17 protein-coding genes are annotated in these 17,169 nt (G+C 59.7%); 8 read left to right on the top strand and 9 right to left on the bottom strand.

The annotated features are described in order from the left end of the window. Window positions 1-33 precede the first annotated feature (33 nt). From metF to QFW87_RS27525, 4 genes are all read left to right on the top strand, one after another. A complete protein-coding gene (gene metF, locus QFW87_RS27510; protein WP_283189317.1) occupies window positions 34-879 on the top strand; it encodes a methylenetetrahydrofolate reductase [NAD(P)H] in 846 nt (281 codons plus the stop codon). Window positions 880-953: 74 nt separating this feature from the next. Beyond that, on the top strand, window positions 954-2,036 hold the full coding sequence (locus QFW87_RS27515) for a hypothetical protein (RefSeq protein WP_283189318.1): 1,083 nt from the start codon (window positions 954-956) through the stop codon (window positions 2,034-2,036). Window positions 2,037-2,124: 88 nt separating this feature from the next. Next, window positions 2,125-2,940: a transporter substrate-binding domain-containing protein gene (locus QFW87_RS27520; RefSeq protein ID WP_283189319.1), complete on the top strand. Its 816-nt coding sequence runs from the start codon at window positions 2,125-2,127 to the stop codon at window positions 2,938-2,940. A gap of 223 nt (window positions 2,941-3,163) precedes the next feature. Next, window positions 3,164-5,056 carry a DEAD/DEAH box helicase gene (locus QFW87_RS27525; RefSeq protein ID WP_283189320.1) on the top strand — a complete coding sequence of 631 codons (1,893 nt, stop codon included), beginning with the start codon at window positions 3,164-3,166 and terminating at the stop codon, window positions 5,054-5,056. 185 nt (window positions 5,057-5,241) lie between these two features. Here QFW87_RS27525 and QFW87_RS27530 read toward each other — a convergent pair whose 3' ends face one another. The 3 genes from QFW87_RS27530 to QFW87_RS27540 form a co-directional block, all read right to left on the bottom strand. After that, complete coding sequence (locus QFW87_RS27530; RefSeq protein WP_133835621.1) at window positions 5,242-5,835, bottom strand: YceI family protein; 594 nt, start codon at window positions 5,833-5,835, stop codon at window positions 5,242-5,244. 32 nt (window positions 5,836-5,867) lie between these two features. Continuing rightward, complete coding sequence (locus QFW87_RS27535) at window positions 5,868-6,419, bottom strand: cytochrome b (RefSeq protein WP_283182011.1); 552 nt, start codon at window positions 6,417-6,419, stop codon at window positions 5,868-5,870. A 263-nt stretch (window positions 6,420-6,682) separates the two neighbouring features. After that, entirely contained in the window at window positions 6,683-8,440 is a 1,758-nt protein-coding gene (locus QFW87_RS27540; protein WP_283189321.1) for a flavin monoamine oxidase family protein, read from the bottom strand. Window positions 8,441-8,663: 223 nt separating this feature from the next. Between QFW87_RS27540 and QFW87_RS27545 the strand changes: the two genes are divergently transcribed. Continuing rightward, complete coding sequence (locus tag QFW87_RS27545; protein ID WP_283189322.1) at window positions 8,664-10,070, top strand: adenosylmethionine--8-amino-7-oxononanoate transaminase; 1,407 nt, start codon at window positions 8,664-8,666, stop codon at window positions 10,068-10,070. A gap of 54 nt (window positions 10,071-10,124) precedes the next feature. Then, window positions 10,125-10,844 (top strand): 16S rRNA (uracil(1498)-N(3))-methyltransferase, encoded by a 720-nt coding sequence (locus tag QFW87_RS27550; protein ID WP_111448480.1) that lies wholly within the window; start codon window positions 10,125-10,127, stop codon window positions 10,842-10,844. 119 nt (window positions 10,845-10,963) lie between these two features. On the opposite strand, the gene QFW87_RS27555 is transcribed toward QFW87_RS27550, so the two are convergent. The 3 genes from QFW87_RS27555 to QFW87_RS27565 are packed head-to-tail and all read right to left on the bottom strand — an operon-like array spanning window position 10,964 to window position 13,504. Next, the gene (locus QFW87_RS27555; protein WP_283182014.1) at window positions 10,964-11,866 is read right to left on the bottom strand and encodes a transporter substrate-binding domain-containing protein; all 903 of its coding nucleotides are present in this window, start codon (window positions 11,864-11,866) and stop codon (window positions 10,964-10,966) included. A 27-nt stretch (window positions 11,867-11,893) separates the two neighbouring features. After that, window positions 11,894-12,244, bottom strand: a complete 351-nt coding sequence (locus QFW87_RS27560; protein WP_074871612.1) for a RidA family protein — start codon at window positions 12,242-12,244, stop codon at window positions 11,894-11,896. An 18-nt stretch (window positions 12,245-12,262) separates the two neighbouring features. Then, a complete protein-coding gene (locus tag QFW87_RS27565) occupies window positions 12,263-13,504 on the bottom strand; it encodes a D-amino acid dehydrogenase (RefSeq protein WP_283189323.1) in 1,242 nt (413 codons plus the stop codon). 107 nt (window positions 13,505-13,611) lie between these two features. Here QFW87_RS27565 and QFW87_RS27570 point away from each other — a divergent pair, with 107 nt between their 5' ends. Further along, window positions 13,612-14,520, top strand: a complete 909-nt coding sequence (locus QFW87_RS27570) for a LysR substrate-binding domain-containing protein (protein WP_283182016.1) — start codon at window positions 13,612-13,614, stop codon at window positions 14,518-14,520. Window positions 14,521-14,525: 5 nt separating this feature from the next. Here the strand turns inward: QFW87_RS27570 and QFW87_RS27575 are convergent, their stop codons facing one another. The 3 genes from QFW87_RS27575 to QFW87_RS27585 all read right to left on the bottom strand — a co-directional run bounded on the left by QFW87_RS27575 (window position 14,526) and on the right by QFW87_RS27585 (window position 16,444). Continuing rightward, on the bottom strand, window positions 14,526-15,143 hold the full coding sequence (locus QFW87_RS27575) for a hemolysin III family protein (RefSeq protein WP_283182017.1): 618 nt from the start codon (window positions 15,141-15,143) through the stop codon (window positions 14,526-14,528). Between the two features lie 283 nt (window positions 15,144-15,426). Next, complete coding sequence (locus QFW87_RS27580; protein WP_283189324.1) at window positions 15,427-15,852, bottom strand: hypothetical protein; 426 nt, start codon at window positions 15,850-15,852, stop codon at window positions 15,427-15,429. After that, the gene (locus QFW87_RS27585; RefSeq protein WP_283189325.1) at window positions 15,815-16,444 is read right to left on the bottom strand and encodes a nucleotidyltransferase domain-containing protein; all 630 of its coding nucleotides are present in this window, start codon (window positions 16,442-16,444) and stop codon (window positions 15,815-15,817) included. The genes QFW87_RS27580 and QFW87_RS27585 overlap by 38 nt, the downstream gene beginning before the upstream one ends. Before the next feature lie 305 nt (window positions 16,445-16,749). Here QFW87_RS27585 and QFW87_RS27590 point away from each other — a divergent pair, with 305 nt between their 5' ends. Continuing rightward, on the top strand, window positions 16,750-17,127 hold the full coding sequence (locus QFW87_RS27590) for a DUF6124 family protein (RefSeq protein ID WP_283189326.1): 378 nt from the start codon (window positions 16,750-16,752) through the stop codon (window positions 17,125-17,127). The last annotated feature ends 42 nt before the right edge of the window (window positions 17,128-17,169 follow it).

Here is a 17,169-nt window from a genome sequence, read left to right on the forward strand (position 1 = left end):
GGCCCGCCTTTTGCGATTGCAAAGGGTATTCCCATGTCCCAAGAACGTCGCTACAGCTTCGAGTTCTTCCCTACGAAGACCGATGCTGGGCATGAAAAACTGATCGCTACTGCCCGTCATCTGGCGACCTACAACCCTGACTTCTTCTCCTGCACCTACGGCGCTGGTGGTTCGACCCGTGATCGCACCCTCAACACCGTGTTGCAACTCGAAAGCGAAGTCAAAGTCCCTGCCGCACCGCATTTGTCCTGCGTTGGCGACAGCAAGGACGACTTGCGCGGCCTGCTGACCCAATACAAGGCGGCCGGCATCACCCGTATTGTTGCCCTGCGCGGTGACCTGCCTTCCGGCATGGGCATGGCCAGTGGTGACATGCGCCACGCCAATGACCTGGTTGAATTCATTCGTGAAGAAACCGGCGATCATTTCCACATCGAAGTCGCCGCCTACCCGGAAATGCACCCGCAAGCGCGCAATTTCGAAGACGATCTGACCAACTTCGTGCGCAAGGCCAACGCTGGCGCCAACAGTGCGATCACCCAGTACTTCTTCAACGCCGACAGCTACTTCTACTTCGTCGAACGTGTACGGGCGATGGGCGTGAACATCCCGATCGTTCCGGGGATCATGCCGATCACCAACTACAGCAAGCTGGCGCGCTTCTCCGATGCCTGCGGTGCGGAAATTCCGCGCTGGATCCGCAAGCAGCTGGAAGCCTACGGCGACGACACCTCAAGCATTCAGCGTTTCGGTGAGCAGGTTATTACTGAAATGTGTGAACGTTTGTTACAAGGTGGAGCTCCGGGGTTGCATTTCTATACCCTGAACCAGGCAGAAGCGAGCCTGGCGGTGTGGAACAATCTGAAGCTACCGCGCTGAAAGACTCCATGCCTCATCCCAAGGCCCTCTTCTGAGGGCCTTTTATATTCAAAGCCCATGGAATGTTGTTTCCAATGACGACTGAGTCCTCGCCACCACGCCCTCAACTGGTATATCTGGTTTTTGGCTCCCAGACGTACCACCAGGAAGCGGTGTTCAGCATCGCCAGTGCCTTGGCCTGGCTGCGTGAAACGCCCCACGCAGAGCTCGACATCCAGGTTTTCAGTGACAACCCGCAGCCCTACGAGCACCTACCGGTACGAGTTCGCCCCCTCGACGAGCCTACTCGTCGCCGCTGGAACGAACCCCATGGCTATCACTTTCGAGCCAAGCATGTGGCGTTGCGCACGGTGCTTGAGGAGTCGGAAGTCGCATTGCTGATCGACACCGACACGTTCTTCCATTGCTCACCCGTCGAACTGTTCAACCGCGTACAACCCGGCACTCTGCTGTGCAACGACTACTACACCCAATACGGCACCAATAAGGAGAACGTGCTCTACAGTGCGCTGTCGAGTACGCTTTTGAGCAAAGGCCTGGCTGACGATCAGATGATGCTGCTCAACTCCGGCGTGATCGGGTTGCACCAGCAGGACGCGCAGGTGCTTGATCACTCCATTGCATTGATCGACGAATTGTTTCCCATGGCACAGGGGGCTTATACCCTTGAAGAGTTCTGCCTGTCGGTCGCAGCCTATCGCACGATGAAGGTCAATAAGTGCCCGGACCTGATCCATCACTACTGGAGCCGCAAGCAGCTGTTCAGGGCCAAGGTTAACGCCTGGGTCATCAAACACGCCAAGAACCCGACCAGTCAGGCGGCATTGGACGATACTCGCCGCGTGTCAGCTCACCTGCCACGACCGCCACGGGCCCAGCGAATGCTCTACAAACTCATCACCCTGGCACTGCCCAAACATCTGCGTCAGTTCATCCGCGAAATCCTCTATGGCTGCTATGAACACCACAATGAGTTCGACAAGGCCTGTGGGCCGGTGTGGTGGGACAAGGCGCTGCAAAACCAGGAAGAGCGCCTCGGCAAGCCGGTCACTCAGCACTTGCTCGAACGCTGGTTCAACAGGGAACTGGTACGACTGATCCTGGGCGGTCGACGCAAAGCTATCCACGACCACTTGCTCAATTCGCCCGATAAATAGAGGCCTTGCGCGCAATCTACCTCAAGGACAGTGCTAAACATGCTCGCCAGAGCTTCTCATTAGGCCTTTAGAGTACTAACCTCAGGCCATGCCCGTAATTGCCCAGTTGCTGACAGTTTTGCTTTTTACTTGCCTGAGCTTCGCCGCTCGGGGCGAGAAGCTGCGCATTGTCACCGAACCCTGGGCGCCGTACGTGTATGAGGAAAACGGCAAATCCCTGGGACTGGACTACGAAACCACCGCCATCGTCTTCAAACGCCTGGGCATCGAAGTGGAATGGCAGTTCCTGCCGTGGAAACGCTGCCTGTCGATGCTCGAAACGGGCCAGGCAGACGGCGCGCTGGACATCTTCCACAGCGAAGAGCGCGACGCCACCCTGCTTTACCCCGGCGAGCCACTCTCGGAAGTGGAGTTCGTGATGTTCTACGCCAATGAGCGGCCCCACCCTTTTCGCACCTTGGCCGACCTGAAAGGGCTGACCATAGGCACCTCCCCAGGCTATCTGTACAGCCAGGACTTTCGTGAATCGACCCTGTTCACTCACGAACCGGCGCCGACCCATGAAGCCAACTTCGGCAAACTGGTGCGCGGGCGGATCGACCTGCTGATCACTGATCGCCGGGTTGGACAGCACTTGCTCGACGAATTGGGCATCCGCGACAAGATTACCGAAAACCCGACTGTCATCAGCCACCAAAGCCAGTTCCTGGCAGTACGCCGCAACGCCGGCATGGACTTGTTGGTGCAGCGCTTCGGCGCCGAACTCAAACGCTTCAAGCGCGAGCCCGCGTACGCTGAACTGAGCGCCCGTTATGGCGCCGACCCAGCGGCCGAGGTAAAAACCACCAGAGCCACCGCCGCCAGCGGAAAAACCGTTGAGCAGCAGGAAAGCGGCGCGCAGTGATTGCTCTGTTATACTCCGGCCTTCCCGCCAGGCTCACGCCCGGACGCTCGGACTTGTTCAAGGCATCTCGACCCCGCTACAGCGCAGCTTTTCAGCCCGCGCGAGCACTCCAGATGAGCCTTCTTGACCCAGCAGGACCGGACGGGATTGCGTTCCTCTTAAACGCCATTCGCGCCAGGCAAGACTCCCATTGGGCCAAGCCCTAACTAAAACAGGATTACTCATGTCCTTTGCTTCCCTCGGTCTCTCCGAGGCTTTAGTCCGCGCCATCGAGGCAGCGGGCTATACCGAGCCTACTCCGGTGCAACAGCGGGCCATTCCCGCCGTGTTGCAAGGTCGCGACCTGATGGTCGCGGCTCAGACAGGTACTGGTAAAACCGGCGGCTTCGCCCTTCCGATTCTGGAGCGGTTGTTCCCCAACGGTCACCCGGACAAATCCCAGCGTCACGGCCCGCGTCAACCGCGCGTACTGGTCCTGACCCCTACCCGCGAACTCGCGGCTCAAGTACACGAGAGCTTCAAGGTCTATGCCCGTGACCTGAAGTTCGTCAGCGCCTGCATCTTCGGCGGCGTCGGCATGAACCCACAGGTTCAGGCCATGTCCCGCGGTGTTGACGTGCTGGTGGCCTGCCCCGGCCGCCTGCTGGACCTCGCCGGCCAAGGCAGCGTCGATTTGTCCCACGTGGAAATCCTCGTGCTGGACGAAGCCGACCGCATGCTCGACATGGGCTTCGTCCATGACGTGAAAAAGGTCCTGGCTCGTCTGCCGAGCAAACGCCAGAACCTGCTGTTCTCGGCGACTTTCTCCAAAGACATCACCGACCTCGCCGGCAAGCTGCTGCACAACCCGGAACGCATCGAAGTCACGCCGCCGAACACAACGGTCGAGCGTATCGAACAGCGCGTATTCCGCCTGGCCGCCAGCCACAAGCGCTCGTTGCTGGCGCACCTGATTACCGCTGGCGCCTGGGAACAGGTGCTGGTGTTCACCCGCACCAAGCACGGCGCCAACCGTCTGGCCGAATACCTGGACAAACACGGCCTCAGCGCCGTAGCGATCCACGGTAACAAGAGCCAGAACGCTCGCACCAAAGCCTTGGCCGACTTCAAGGCCGGCGAAGTGCGCATCCTGGTTGCCACCGACATCGCCGCTCGCGGCCTGGACATCGATCAGTTGCCACACGTGGTCAACTTCGAATTGCCAAACGTCGACGAAGACTACGTTCACCGTATCGGCCGTACCGGCCGTGCCGGTCGTTCGGGCGAAGCGATCTCGCTGGTCGCTCCGGATGAAGAGAAGCTGCTGAAAAGCATCGAACGCATGACCAAGCAGAAGATTGCCGACGGCAACCTGATGGGCTTCGATTCCAGCGCTGTAGAAGCCGAGAAACCTGAAGTTCGCGAGCGTCCGGATGTGCGTAACCCGCGCAACCCACGTGGCCCACGCGGCGACGGTCCGAACGGCACCGGCGGTGGCGGCGGCCGTAAAGACAAAGGCAAGGACAAGGGCGGCAAGGAAAAACCTGCAGCCACTGGCCGTGGTGATCGCCCGGCGCGTGAACACAAGCCACGCGAAGGCACTCCGGCTCGCGAGCAACAGCGTCCAGCACCACGCGCTGCTGCTGCAGACCGTGCTCCGGACGAGTTCCTGGACGACGATATCGATAACTTCGGTAACCGCGCCGACTACGTTCCTCAAGCCAAACCGGCTCAGGGCCGTGGCCGCCGTCCGGGTGCTCCGGCACAAGGCACGACTGCTGGCGCAGGTGCTCCGCGCACCGGCAGCGGCAGCGGCAGCGGCAAGCCTCAGGGTCGTCAAAGCGGCCCACGCAGCAGCGATGGCGCCACCACCGGCACTCCGCCGGCCAAGCGCAGCGGCCCACGCAACGGTGCTCCACGTGACGGCCAGGCCCGTCGCGAAGAGTCCCGCACCCGCCGCCCGGCTCGTGACGACCAGCCGCGTTCGGAGCCAGCCGTGCAAAACCCGCGCGGCCCGGCACCGAAGATCATTCACAAGGAGTCGAAAACCGATCGTTTCCCGACTCCTGAACAACTTGATCAACTGCCAGGCCGTCCGCGCGGCGAGAAACCAGCCTTGCTGACCCGCAATCGCTGAGTTAACGCAGCCATAAAAAATGCCCCTGATCGCGAGATCAGGGGCATTTTTGTTTTCTAGGGTAGGCACAAATACTGAACTCACCAAAAATCAAATGTGGGAGCGGCGGTCGTGCAGATTGTGTCCGGCAATAAAAAACGCCCCTGATCGCAAGATCGGGGGCGCTTTTGTTTTAGCGGCGAAAGTTACTTCGCTTTCACACCTTCAAACGAAACATACAGCTCGACCGCGTCGGACTGTGGACCCAGGTCTTTCTGCTTGCCGAAATCGGAACGCTTGATGCTGGTGGTGCCTTCGAAGCCGGCACGGTAGCCGCCCCATGGATCCTTGCCTTCACCCAGGAAAGTGGCCTTGACCACGACTGGCTTGGTCACGCCCAGCAGGGTCAGGTCACCGGTCACGTCAGCAGTGTCTTTACCCGCGGCGTTTTTGCCGGTGGATTTGACGCTGGTGGAAACAAACGTGGCTTTTGCGAACTTGCTCGCATTCAGGAAATCACCGCTGGCGATGTGCTTGTCGCGCTCGGCATGGTTAGTGAACACGCTGGCGGTGTTCACGTTGAACTCGATCTTGCTGGCTTCAGGCTTGGCAGCGTCGAAGCTGAACTTGCCGTCGATGTCCTTGAAGGTTCCGGTGATGAAGCTGTAGCCCAGGTGGCTGATCTTGAAGTCAACGAAGGCGTGCTGGCCTTCCTTGTCGACAACGTAGTCAGCCGCCATCACGTTGGCGGACAGCAGGGCAGAACCGATTGCCAGAGCGGCGAGCGTCTTTTTCAACATGCTTTCTATTCCTTTGGAGTCGAGGTTGAACATCAGGCTTTGCGCCCCAGCATTCGCGCCAGGGTCGCATCACGATCAATAAAGTGGTGTTTCAGTGCTGCCAACGCATGGAGACCGGAAAAAATTACCAGCGCCCAGGCCAGGTACAAATGAATCACACCGGCTGTGTCTGCCTGGTCCGGTAGTCCGGATATCAGTGCAGGAACTTCAATCAGGCCAAACACCGGAATCCCGACACCGTCTGCGGTGGAAATCAAGTAACCGGCAATCATCACAGCGAACAGACTGAGATACAGGAACGAGTGCCCGAACTTGGCGCCAATGCGCGTCACGCGGTTATAGCTTTCCAGTACTGGCGGCGGCGGGCTGATGAAACGCCACAGCACCCGTAGAACCATGACGGCTAACAACACCAGGCCAATGCTCTTGTGCAAGTCGGGCGCGTCTTTGCGCCAGGTGCTGTAGTAGTCGAGACCGACCATCCACAAGCCCAACGCAAACAGACCGAAGACCACCAGCGCGACGCCCCAATGCATGAAGATGCTGACCCAACCGTAGCGCGAAGAAGAGTTACGTAGCTGCATTGCCCAAATCCTGTGAGAACTGCGAACAAGACTATCGAGTTATCTATCGAGTTAAAGCGGAAAATTTCGCTTTGAAATATCGAGAAATACGATCAAGAGTCTGAAATAGGTGAGTTAAGGAAAGATTAAAGACCAATGTGTAAGCAAAAATGAAGTCCAACTAAAGAACACCTGCGCCCCAAGATTTATTCGATTCTTGATATTGGTTTTCTTCAAGCATAAAAAAACGCGGCATTTCTGCCGCGTTCTTTTAGTCCAAAAGCTTACTGCGCTTTGGTATCCGTCGCCGGAGTCGCAGCGGGCTTGACCGCTACTTTCTTCGCCGGTTCAGCCTTCTTCACCGGGGCCTTTTTAGCCTCGGCTTTGGCCGCAGGTTTTTTCGCTACAGCTTTGGCCGGGGCTTTTTTAGCCGGCTCGGCTTTCACCGGGGCCGCTGGTTTCGGCGCTTCGACCGGAGCAGGCGCTGGGGCCGGCGCAGGTGTTGGAGCCGGTGCCGGAGCAACCGGAGCCACTGGCTCTGGTGCCTTGACGGGTGCCGGTTTGTCGTCAGAACCACCAAACAGGTTGGTGAAGAAGTTACCTTTCTTCGCCGCCACCGCGCCGGCCGCCGCAACGGTCGCTGCCGGAACAACTTTCGCCGGTTCAAACGACTTGCCGGCCGCCAGATCTTCTACCTGACTGGCTGCACGCTGACCGGTGCGAAGTGCGCCTTCCAGCGTGCCTGGGTACAACGTGTCAGTGTGTTCGCCGGCAAAGGCTACACGCTGAATCGGACGTTCCCACAGGCGCCAGTACTTGCTGATCTGGCCAGGGCCGAACGCCAGGTAAGCGCCGCCCATCGATGGGTCGGTGCTGTAGCGGCGGATTTCGTAACCGGTGAACGAACCGCGCGCCTGTGGATAAAAAGTGTGCAGACGGATCAGCACCTGATCGACCATCTGCTTGTCGCCGAAGGCCTGCATCACGCGCGCGTTGTCGCCGGACAGGTTGATCACCACGTTGGCGCCGCCCTTCAGTGCCGGCTCAACCCACAACATGCCCAGACCGGTGTTGCTGTAGATCTCGCCGGTCATCCGCGCCTTGCTTTCCCATACCGGCGTCTTGAACTTCAGCATGATCTGGTCGCGCCAACCATAGTTGGTGCCTTTGATCGCGCCCATATGCTGGGCATCCAGCGACGGAGTCATCTGAATCTTGTTCAGTGCGCGCAGTGGCACGGCCACAACGACGTAATCAGCTTGGTAGCCAACGCTGCCGACTTTGACGGTCACGCCGTCCTTGTCCTGGGTGATCGCCGAGACCGGGGAGCTGGTCTTGATAGTTTTCAGTTGTTTGACGAGCGCCTGCGCCAACACCGGGCTACCGCCGAGCAGACGCGAAGCGCGCAGGTCACGGTCGGCAACGCCACGGTAAACGCGGCTTTGCTGTGCGAAGTACAGCAGCGAAAGGCGCGACGGTTCGTCATACCGGGTACGAATCTGCTGATTCACCAACTGACGCGCCGTGGCTGGCAGATTCAGACGGTCGAGCCAGTTGGCCACGTTGATCTGGTCCAGGGCGAACAGTGTGCTGTTGGCCGCCGGGTTCTGCGGGTCTTCGATCGAGCGCGCCAGATCGTCCAGAGTTTTTTCGTAGCGCTTGAGCGCGTCGCTGGTGGCCGGCTGCTTGGTGGCCAGATCGGCGGCCGTGAAATACTCACCGTCAATCAGGTAGCCTGGGGTCCGCACGAACTCTGGGGCCGGCGTGGTGCTCAGCTTGAAGGTCGATACGTACTTGTTCAGAACCGGTTGAGTCTTGTCGTTGCCGATCCACTCACTGGTGGCCATGCCGGAGCGACCGCCCATGCTCGGTTTGGCTTCCAGCAGGGTGACCTGCCAGCCCTTGTTTTGCAGTTCGTAAGCCGCAGTGAGGCCAGACAGCCCTCCGCCGATCACGATCGCCGTTTTATCCTTGGCCAGCGCAGATACGCTGAACAGCCCCAACATCACCAGCGCACAGGCGCGCAGCCAACCAGCAGACATTCAGCGAACTCCGGAAATAAACGTAGGAAATAGCGGCTTTACGAGTCAGACGACTCAAAGAACCGCGAAGAATACGTCAGCCATCAAAAGGCCGCCAGCGACGTCTATCCACCTATACAAAGTAGCTCAATCGACACAATGGGTTGTCCCCACGTCACGCATTGCATAGGCTTGCGCGATTGTTTGCCCGCGCACGTCGCGAGCCGCCTCGAGGAGACTGAAAATGGGCCTGAATAATCAGTGGATGCAACGCGATCTCGCGGTGTTGTGGCATCCCTGCACCCAGATGAAAGACCACGAACAGCTGCCGCTGATCCCGATCAAACGCGGTGAAGGCGTTTGGCTGGAGGACTTCGAAGGCAAACGTTACCTCGACGCCGTCAGCTCCTGGTGGGTCAACGTGTTTGGTCACGCCAACCCGCGGATCAACCAGCGCATCAAGGATCAGGTCGATCAGCTGGAACACGTGATCCTCGCTGGTTTCAGTCATCAGCCCGTCATCGAGCTGTCCGAGCGCCTGGTGAAAATGACGCCGGAAGGCCTGACCCGGTGCTTCTACGCCGATAACGGTTCGTCCTGCATCGAAGTCGCGCTGAAAATGAGCTTTCACTACTGGCTCAACCGCGGCCAGCCGAACAAGAAACGCTTCGTCACCCTGACTAACAGCTACCACGGCGAGACCATGGCAGCGATGTCGGTGGGCGACGTGCCGTTGTTTACTGAAACCTACAAGGCGCTGCTGCTGGACACCATCAAGGTGCCGAGCCCCGATTGCTACCATCGCCCCGAGGGCATGAGCTGGGAAGAACATTCGCGCACTATGTTCGCTGCCATGGAACAGACCCTGGCCGAGAACCACGACACCGTCGCCGCAGTGATCGTCGAGCCGCTGATCCAGGGCGCCGGCGGCATGCGCATGTACCACCCGGTTTATCTGAAACTGCTGCGTGACGCCTGCGACCGCTATGGCGTGCACCTGATCCACGACGAAATCGCCGTCGGCTTCGGCCGCACCGGGACGATGTTCGCCTGCGAACAGGCCGGCATCCGCCCGGACTTCCTCTGCCTGTCTAAGGCCCTGACCGGCGGTTACCTGCCGTTGGCGGCCTGCGTGACCACCGAAGATGTCTACAGCGCCTTCTATGACGACTACCCGACCCTGCGCGCCTTCCTGCATTCCCACAGCTACACCGGCAATCCGCTGGCGTGCGCGGCAGCCTTGGCGACGTTGGATATCTTCGAAGAAGACAACGTCATCGAGAACAACAAGGCGCTGGCTCAGCGCATGGCCAGCGCCACCGCGCACCTGGCCGATCACCCGAACATTTCGGAAGTGCGCCAGACCGGCATGGTGCTGGCCATCGAGATGGTCAAGGACAAGGCCACCAAGGAAGCTTATCCGTGGCAGGAACGTCGCGGCTTGAAAGTGTTCCAGCATGCGTTGGAGCGTGGTGCTTTACTTCGACCGCTGGGCAGCGTGGTGTACTTCCTGCCGCCGTACGTGATCACGCCTGAACAGATCGACTTTCTGGCCGAAGTGGCCAGTGAAGGCATCGACATCGCGACTCGCGATAGCGTCAGTGTTTCGGTGCCGAAAGACTTCCACCCGGGCTTCCGAGATCCGGGCTAAAGCTTGTAGTCAGCAGTCACAAAAGCAACTCCGATCAAATTTTAGAGACCCAGCATGAGACTGTCCCGCTTCTTTATCGACGCCCCCTTGAGCACTGGCGAACACGAGTTGCCCGAGGCCCAGGCCCATTACATCAGCCGCGTATTGCGCATGGCCGAGGGTGACGCGCTGCAACTGTTCGACGGTTCGGGCCATGAGTTTCGCGCCACGCTGGTGGAGGTCGGCAAGAAGCGCGTCGTCGTGCAGATCGATGAAAGCTTCGCCGGGCAGGTTGAGTCGCCATTGTCGATCCATCTCGGCCAGGGCTTGTCCCGTGGCGAGCGGATGGACTGGGCGATTCAGAAAGCCACCGAGTTGGGTGTCACTGAAATCACCCCGATCTTCAGCGACCGCTGTGAAGTCCGGCTGAAGGATGAACGCGCCGACAAACGCCTGATGCACTGGCGCCAGGTTGCGATCAGCGCGTGCGAGCAATGCGGGCGTTCACGGGTGCCGGTGATTCATCCGCCGCTGCTGCTGGCGGATTGGTTGAAGCAGACTCAAGCGGAGTTGAAGCTGGTGTTGCATCCGGTGGCTGAGCCGTTGGTGAGTCATGCGAAACCGGCGACGCTGGCGTTTTTGATCGGCCCGGAAGGCGGGTTGTCTGACGCTGAAGTCGAGCAGGCCAAGGCTGGCGGCTTTCACGCCGCCCGCCTCGGCCCTCGTGTGTTGCGCACTGAAACCGCGCCGGTGGTGGCATTAGCCGTTGCCCAACAGCTTTGGGGTGACTTCTAGGGCCTCTTCGCGAGCAGGCTCGCTCCCACATTTGATCTCTGAACGACACAGATCAAGTGTGGGAGCGAGCCTGCTCGCGAAGGCCGGCGACGCGGTCTACAAGACATAAAAAACAGAAACTATTGCACCGGATCACTCACCGGTTTAGCGATGATTGCCTTCAGCTCGCTGGTCATCGGAAATTCCAGATTCAGGCCTTTGGGTGGAATCGGTTGCTGGAACCAGCGCTGGTAGATGCCGTTGATCTCGCCCGAGCTGTACAGATCGGCGAGGGTCGAGTTCACCAACTCGAGAAACTGCGGGTCGCCCTTGCGCACCATGCAGCTGTAGATTTCCCGCGACTGCTCCTCCCCCACCACAACCCAATTATGCGGATCGCGGGCCTTGGCGCGTTCGCCGTAAAGCAGCGCGTCATCCATATAGAACGCCGCCGCCCGACCTGACTGCAGCATCTGGAAGGCTTCACCGTGGTCCTTGGCGCTGATCACGAACATATCGATCTTGTGATCGATGTTGTAGCTCTTCAGAAACCGCTCGTTGGTGGTGCCCGCGGTGGTCACGACGTTCTTGCCGCGCAGGTCGGCGAAGCGCTTGATGCCGCTGTCCTTCGCCGTGAGCAACTGACCCTTCACGTAGATAAACCCGTAGGAAAACGCCACTTGCTGCATGCGCTCGGCGGTCACGCCGGTGGAACCGCACTCAAGGTCGACCGTGCCGTTCTGCACCAGCGGAATGCGCGTTTGTGAGGTCACCAGGTTGTACTTCACCTGCAGATCCGGCAGTTCAAGCTTTTGCTTGATGCGCTCGACAATCTTGCTCGCCAGGTCCACCGAATAGCCCATCGGCTGCCCCGTGTGATCACCCACGTAGGAGAACGGCACCGACGCGTCGCGATAGCCCAGTGTGATGCTCTTGGCATTGGCAACCTTGTTCAGCGTGCCGGTCAGCGGCGCTTCGTTGGCCTGGACCTGACTGGCGAGCAGCAAGCCGAGGGTGCAGCCGATCAACGTGATTTTTTGCATTGTTATTCTCCGTTGTGGGTAGAGCGATTAGCGGCGGGCGGCGATCACAGTGATTTCCACCAAAACCTCTGGACGGGCCAGTTGCGCCTGCAAAGTAGTGCGGGTCGGCGCCTTGCCCGGTGACAACCACTGCGACCAGACCTCATTCATGGCGGCGAAATCGCGGCCAATGTCGTTCAGGTAAATGGTCGCGTTGAGCAGATGATCCTTGTCGCTGCCAGCTTCGGCCAACAACGCATCGATCTTCGCCAGCACTTCGGCGGTTTGGCCGGTGACGTCGGTGCTGTCACCCGGAACCTGTCCCGAGAGAAACACCAGATCGCCAAAGGTCACCGCGCCAGAGAGTCGGCTGTTGCTGTTGATACGGTTGATGCTCATCGGTTTTTCCTTTTCAAGTCAGGCGACGCGGGGGGCGAGGCCCTGCATTTCGATTGAAGGTGTGCGCCGGGCGATCAACTCGCTGAGCAACCGGGCGCTGCCACAGGCCAGGGTAAAACCCAGGGCGCCATGGCCGAGGTTGAGCCAGAGATTGCGGTATGCCGCGGCCCCGATCAACGGCACGCCGCTGGGGGTGGCCGGGCGCATGCCGGCCCATTCGATGGCTGCGTCGTAATCGCCGGCATTCGGTAAGGTTTCCTGCGCCTGACGCTTGATCAGCGCCAGACGTTTGGGGTCGAGCGCCGGGTCGAAACCGACAATGTCGACCATCGCCGCCACGCGCAGTTGGTCACCGATGCGGGCGTACACGATCTTGCGGTTGTAATCGGTGATGCTCAGTTCTGGCGCGCGATGTTCGGCGCGGATCGGCAAGGTCAGGCTGTAGCCCTTGAGCGGATACAGCGGCAGGTTCATGCCGGGCAGCGCCAGCGCCGGACTGCGATGTCCGGCGGCAATCACCAGTTGTTCGACCGGCAGCACTTGCGAACCCATTTCTACGGCCTGCACCGCGCCGTCCGCGTGGCGAATGCCGGTGACCTTTTGGCCGAGTAAAAACTCGCAACGCCCCGACGCCTGGAGTCGAGCCTGCAGTTGCTGGCAGAAAGCATGGCAATCGGCAACCTCCTCGTCAGGCGTATAAATCGCGCCCACAAACGGCGCCTCGGCCAGTGCAGGCTCCAGCTGCGCGTATTCGGCCCGCGACAGCACGTGCTGCTGTTGCGGATCGGCCAGGCCATGGCGCGCATGCTCAAAACTCGCGGCTTCACGAAACGTCACCAGTTTGCCGTTGCGCCGCCAGTTGAAACCGTCGAGACGATCTTCGTCGCGCCAGCCTTGCAGCGTGGACTGACTCAGCAGCGCCAGACGCAGCAGGTGCGCGCCGTTGCGCTGATTCACCGAACGACGGCAGGCCGCCAGGAAGGACGCCATCCAGCGCCATTGCGCCGGGTCCAGGCGCGGACGCAGCTTCAACGGCGAGTCACCGCGCAACATCCAGCCAAGCGCCTGCAACGGTACGCCGGCATCGGCCAGCGGCGCGACGTAGCGGTAGGACAACTGGCCCCCGTTGGCGAAACTGGTCTCGCTGCCCAGCGAATCCCGGGCCTCGATCAGCGTCACGTCGATGCCGTCGCGCACCAGTGCGTAAGCCGTCGTCAGCCCAATGACGCCACCACCGATGATGCAAACCCGCTGAGCCATGTCTGTCCTTAACCGTTGTTGAAACAGGCTTCAGGTTAGGACCAGGTGACAGACCTTGAACAATGCATAAAGATGCCTGACCCATAAACAAAGGTTATGGACTTGCCATGCGACTGCGACACATCGAGATTTTCCAGGCCATTCGCCAGACCGGTTCGGTCAGTGGTGCCGCGCAGTTGCTGCACGTATCGCAGCCGGCGGTGAGCAAAGTGCTGCAACACGCCGAGCAGCAACTGGGCTTCCCGTTATTCCTGCGGGTGCGCGGTAAATTGCAGGCTACGCCCGAAGCGCTGGAGCTTGAGCGCGAAGTCGACAAGGTCACCGAAAGCCTGCAAGGCGTGCGACGTCTGGCCCAGAGCCTGCGTCGCGAGCCGGGGCACAGCGTACGGATCGGCGCGATCCCGGCGCTGGCCCTGTCGCTGCTGCCGCCGGCCATCAACGAGTGGACGCAACGCTACTCGGACATCGTCTGCGAACTGTCCAGCGCCCACAGCCGTGAGCTGATGCAGAATTTGTTGATGCGCGAAGTGGATGTGGCGCTGACCTTGCAGCCGCCGGATCATCCGGGCCTGAAGGCGCAGCCGCTGGCCTGCGGGGTTTTGGTGGCGCTGGCGCCGTCGGGTTATTGGGCCGACGACGCCTTGAGCCAGCCGTTGCCATTGATCGAACTGGCCGGCGCGCCGCTGATCGGCCTGTCCAGCGCCGACCCGCTGGCGGCCAGACTCGACAGCTACCTTGAGGCGGTCGATCCGCCACCACGGGTACGCATCGCCGTGCAGACCTATTCGCTCGCGCGGGCGATGGTTGAATCCGGTGCCGGGCTGGCGGTGATCGATCCGTTTACCGCGCTCGGCGCATCCCCCGCCACCACGGCGATTCGACCTCTGGCGCCAGCGTTACCTATCACCCTGTACGCGGTGACCCGCGCCGACGAACCGCCGCCCCATACCTTGAGCGACTTGTTGCAGGTGTTCAGCCGACGGGCGCAGGCGCAGCTGGATCGCTTGATCCCGTAGCGACCTCAAAGGACATAAAACAGAATCGCCACGAAGTGCAGCAAACTCCCGGCGATCACAAACAGGTGCCAGATCCCGTGGGCATGGCGTAAACGACTATCCAGCGCAAAAAAGACAATGCCCACGGTGTACAGCACGCCGCCCGACGCCAGCCAGGCGAAACCTGTACTGCCCAACGCCGCCAGTAACGGCTTGACCGCCACCAGCACGATCCAGCCCATCACCGCATAGATCACGATCGACAGAATCCGCGCTTCGGAACGCGGTTTGATCTCTTGCAGGATGCCGATCAGCGCCAGCCCCCAGACAATCCCGAACAGCGTCCAGCCCCACGGCCCGCGCAATGTCACCAGACAAAAAGGCGTGTAGCTGCCGGCAATCAGCAGGTAGATCGAAAAGTGATCGACCTTCTGCATGATCGCTTTCTTGCGCCCTCGCACGCTGTGGTAAACGGTCGACGCGCTGTAAAGCACCAGCAAGGTAAACCCGTAAATCGCCACGCTGACGATCTTCCACGGGCTGCCGTCCATGCCGGCGATCACCAGCATCCACACCACCCCGACAACCGCTGCCACCGCCCCGACCAGATGCGTCCAGGCGTTCAATCTTTCCCCGTGATACATGTGTTGCTCACCTCAAGATTCGTTGCAACATCGCGCAAGGCTCAGGCCTTGAGACTAAAAGCGCAATATTTCAGAACACAATGCCCCTGTAAGAGCTGTCGTGGGAGTCACCAATCAAGCAGAGAGACGGATCGTTACGCTTAGGGCAATGGCTGACTGGGCGGACGCCATCGCGAGCAAGCTCGCTCCCACAATGGATCTCCGTCTTACACAAAACCCCTGTGGGAGCGAGCCTGCTCGCGATGGGGCCAGAACAATCCCCACTGTTTTCAATGACGGAGCATTACAGTCCGGTCATCTGCTGCTGCACGCGAATCTGAAGCTGCTCGGTGCTTTCCAATAGCTGCGCCAACAACGCCGGATCTTCATCCATATAGCCTTCGTACTCCGCCAGGTTTCGTCGCTCATGACACAGGGCGAATAGCCGAACCTGTACTTTGCCAATATCAGCGGTATGACCCAGGCATTGGAACACCAGATATCGCTTGTCTGAACGGTAACCGCACAAGCGAAGAGCCATCAGTGCAAGGGCATGGGCAGCGTTGTAAGCCAGGTCGAAACGACTCGCGAAGGAAAGCGAAGACGTTTGCGCGTCTTTCAATCGATCCACAGCCGAACGCATGAGCCCTTCGCATTCCTTGCGCTCCGGCGGCTCAGCTTTCAGTCCACCGCTACGTAACAGGTTTTCCAGGTTCTCGTTGCTGCCCATCCTTGGACTCCAAAGGGTTTCCCCCCATCAGATTGATCTTGTCCTGCTGCGCTACCCGCACGACGAAGCTATTTTCAGCGGCCAGTTTTGCGGCCCAGTCGTCGGGGGTGTAGAGCGTCGGGTTGAGGACGCGGCCCAACTGCTCTTCCATCGGGATAAGCCGCTCCATCACTTCACTGTAGTGGAGGCTTTCGCCGATCAGCATGAGATCAATGTCACTGGATGCGTTTGCCGAATCCTTGGCGATAGACCCGTACACAAATGCCCAGGTGATCTGTTCGGCAAAGGGTTGGAGCGCCTGACGCAGAGGCTCGGCAATACCAAAGGTTTTGCGGGCGATGCCCAGCAGTTCGGCATAGATCGGGCAGTCGGGATTGGCTTGATAGTGGGTCTGGTTACCCTGACGGGTCATGGTCAGCACGCCTGCCCGCTGCAACCGATCCAGCTCGCGCATGAGGCTGCCTTTACCCACTTGAGCCCAGCGGGCGATCTCGTTGGCGTAAAAACTGCGGTCGGGTTTGCCGAACAACAAGCCCAGCACTTTTTGCTGAGTAGTCGTGAACAGGGCTTCGCTGAGGGAAAGGTTTTTCACAGTGGCAACCGATGAGTCCCAAAAAGGGAACGATAGGTCCCTTTTTGGGAATCTTCAACCTGTCGCGAGCCGAATGGGGATTTGTGTTTAAAAGTTTCTCCGCAGGAGCGGTGAGAGGCTACGCAGTCTGGCGTCGCTGCCTACAGCAATGCCGGAACCCGCTGACTGGTGCGGTTTTGCGTTGGTCCTTATCGTTTGCGTGTCGCTGCACATCCAGTGACTGGGACTGGAAACCCCAAAAAAAGGGCGCAAAAGCGCCATTCATAACGAATGGGCCAATTCCAATCTGTAAGCGGAAACTCATTATGTCCAAGGTAACGCCCAACTCAGCAGATAACACCGACACCGGTTCCGAAGCATCCCTCGAAGCCGAAAAACTCAAGGAAGCCGCCGACCGCGTCTTTTCCTACTACTTCCCACCCCATGAAAACCCGGGCAAGCGCCGCAAACATCACCTCTTCACCGTCTCCCCCGATATCGACACCGAAGCCCTTCTGACCAATGCCTCCGAAGACCTGCTGTCCATCAGCGCCATTGCGGCCGATCTGGCGGACGATGTGGAAGGATCACGCCGCTCTGTAGCCTTGGCGCTCAGCCGCATGGCGGATGGGGTGCAGTTGTTGGTGGAGCGGGCGCTGGATCATCATGAGTCGTTGCAGATGAAGGCTCGGGCCGGGGTTTAGCAGTGAAGTATTCGGTGAATTGACGGCCGCCATCGCGAGCAG

The sequence above is a fragment of the Pseudomonas sp. PMCC200344 genome (assembly GCF_030053095.1).
Classification (GTDB): domain Bacteria; phylum Pseudomonadota; class Gammaproteobacteria; order Pseudomonadales; family Pseudomonadaceae; genus Aquipseudomonas; species Aquipseudomonas svalbardensis.

Coding starts and splice junctions, on each gene's coding strand:
- metF (WP_283189317.1), top strand. CDS start 34: ATGTCCCAAGAACGTCGCTACAGCTTCGAGTTCTTCCCTACGAAGACC.
- QFW87_RS27515 (WP_283189318.1), top strand. CDS start 954: ATGACGACTGAGTCCTCGCCACCACGCCCTCAACTGGTATATCTGGTT.
- QFW87_RS27520 (WP_283189319.1), top strand. CDS start 2,125: ATGCCCGTAATTGCCCAGTTGCTGACAGTTTTGCTTTTTACTTGCCTG.
- QFW87_RS27525 (WP_283189320.1), top strand. CDS start 3,164: ATGTCCTTTGCTTCCCTCGGTCTCTCCGAGGCTTTAGTCCGCGCCATC.
- QFW87_RS27530 (WP_133835621.1), bottom strand. CDS start 5,835: ATGTTGAAAAAGACGCTCGCCGCTCTGGCAATCGGTTCTGCCCTGCTG.
- QFW87_RS27535 (WP_283182011.1), bottom strand. CDS start 6,419: ATGCAGCTACGTAACTCTTCTTCGCGCTACGGTTGGGTCAGCATCTTC.
- QFW87_RS27540 (WP_283189321.1), bottom strand. CDS start 8,440: ATGTCTGCTGGTTGGCTGCGCGCCTGTGCGCTGGTGATGTTGGGGCTG.
- QFW87_RS27545 (WP_283189322.1), top strand. CDS start 8,664: ATGGGCCTGAATAATCAGTGGATGCAACGCGATCTCGCGGTGTTGTGG.
- QFW87_RS27550 (WP_111448480.1), top strand. CDS start 10,125: ATGAGACTGTCCCGCTTCTTTATCGACGCCCCCTTGAGCACTGGCGAA.
- QFW87_RS27555 (WP_283182014.1), bottom strand. CDS start 11,866: ATGCAAAAAATCACGTTGATCGGCTGCACCCTCGGCTTGCTGCTCGCC.
- QFW87_RS27560 (WP_074871612.1), bottom strand. CDS start 12,244: ATGAGCATCAACCGTATCAACAGCAACAGCCGACTCTCTGGCGCGGTG.
- QFW87_RS27565 (WP_283189323.1), bottom strand. CDS start 13,504: ATGGCTCAGCGGGTTTGCATCATCGGTGGTGGCGTCATTGGGCTGACG.
- QFW87_RS27570 (WP_283182016.1), top strand. CDS start 13,612: ATGCGACTGCGACACATCGAGATTTTCCAGGCCATTCGCCAGACCGGT.
- QFW87_RS27575 (WP_283182017.1), bottom strand. CDS start 15,143: ATGTATCACGGGGAAAGATTGAACGCCTGGACGCATCTGGTCGGGGCG.
- QFW87_RS27580 (WP_283189324.1), bottom strand. CDS start 15,852: ATGGGCAGCAACGAGAACCTGGAAAACCTGTTACGTAGCGGTGGACTG.
- QFW87_RS27590 (WP_283189326.1), top strand. CDS start 16,750: ATGTCCAAGGTAACGCCCAACTCAGCAGATAACACCGACACCGGTTCC.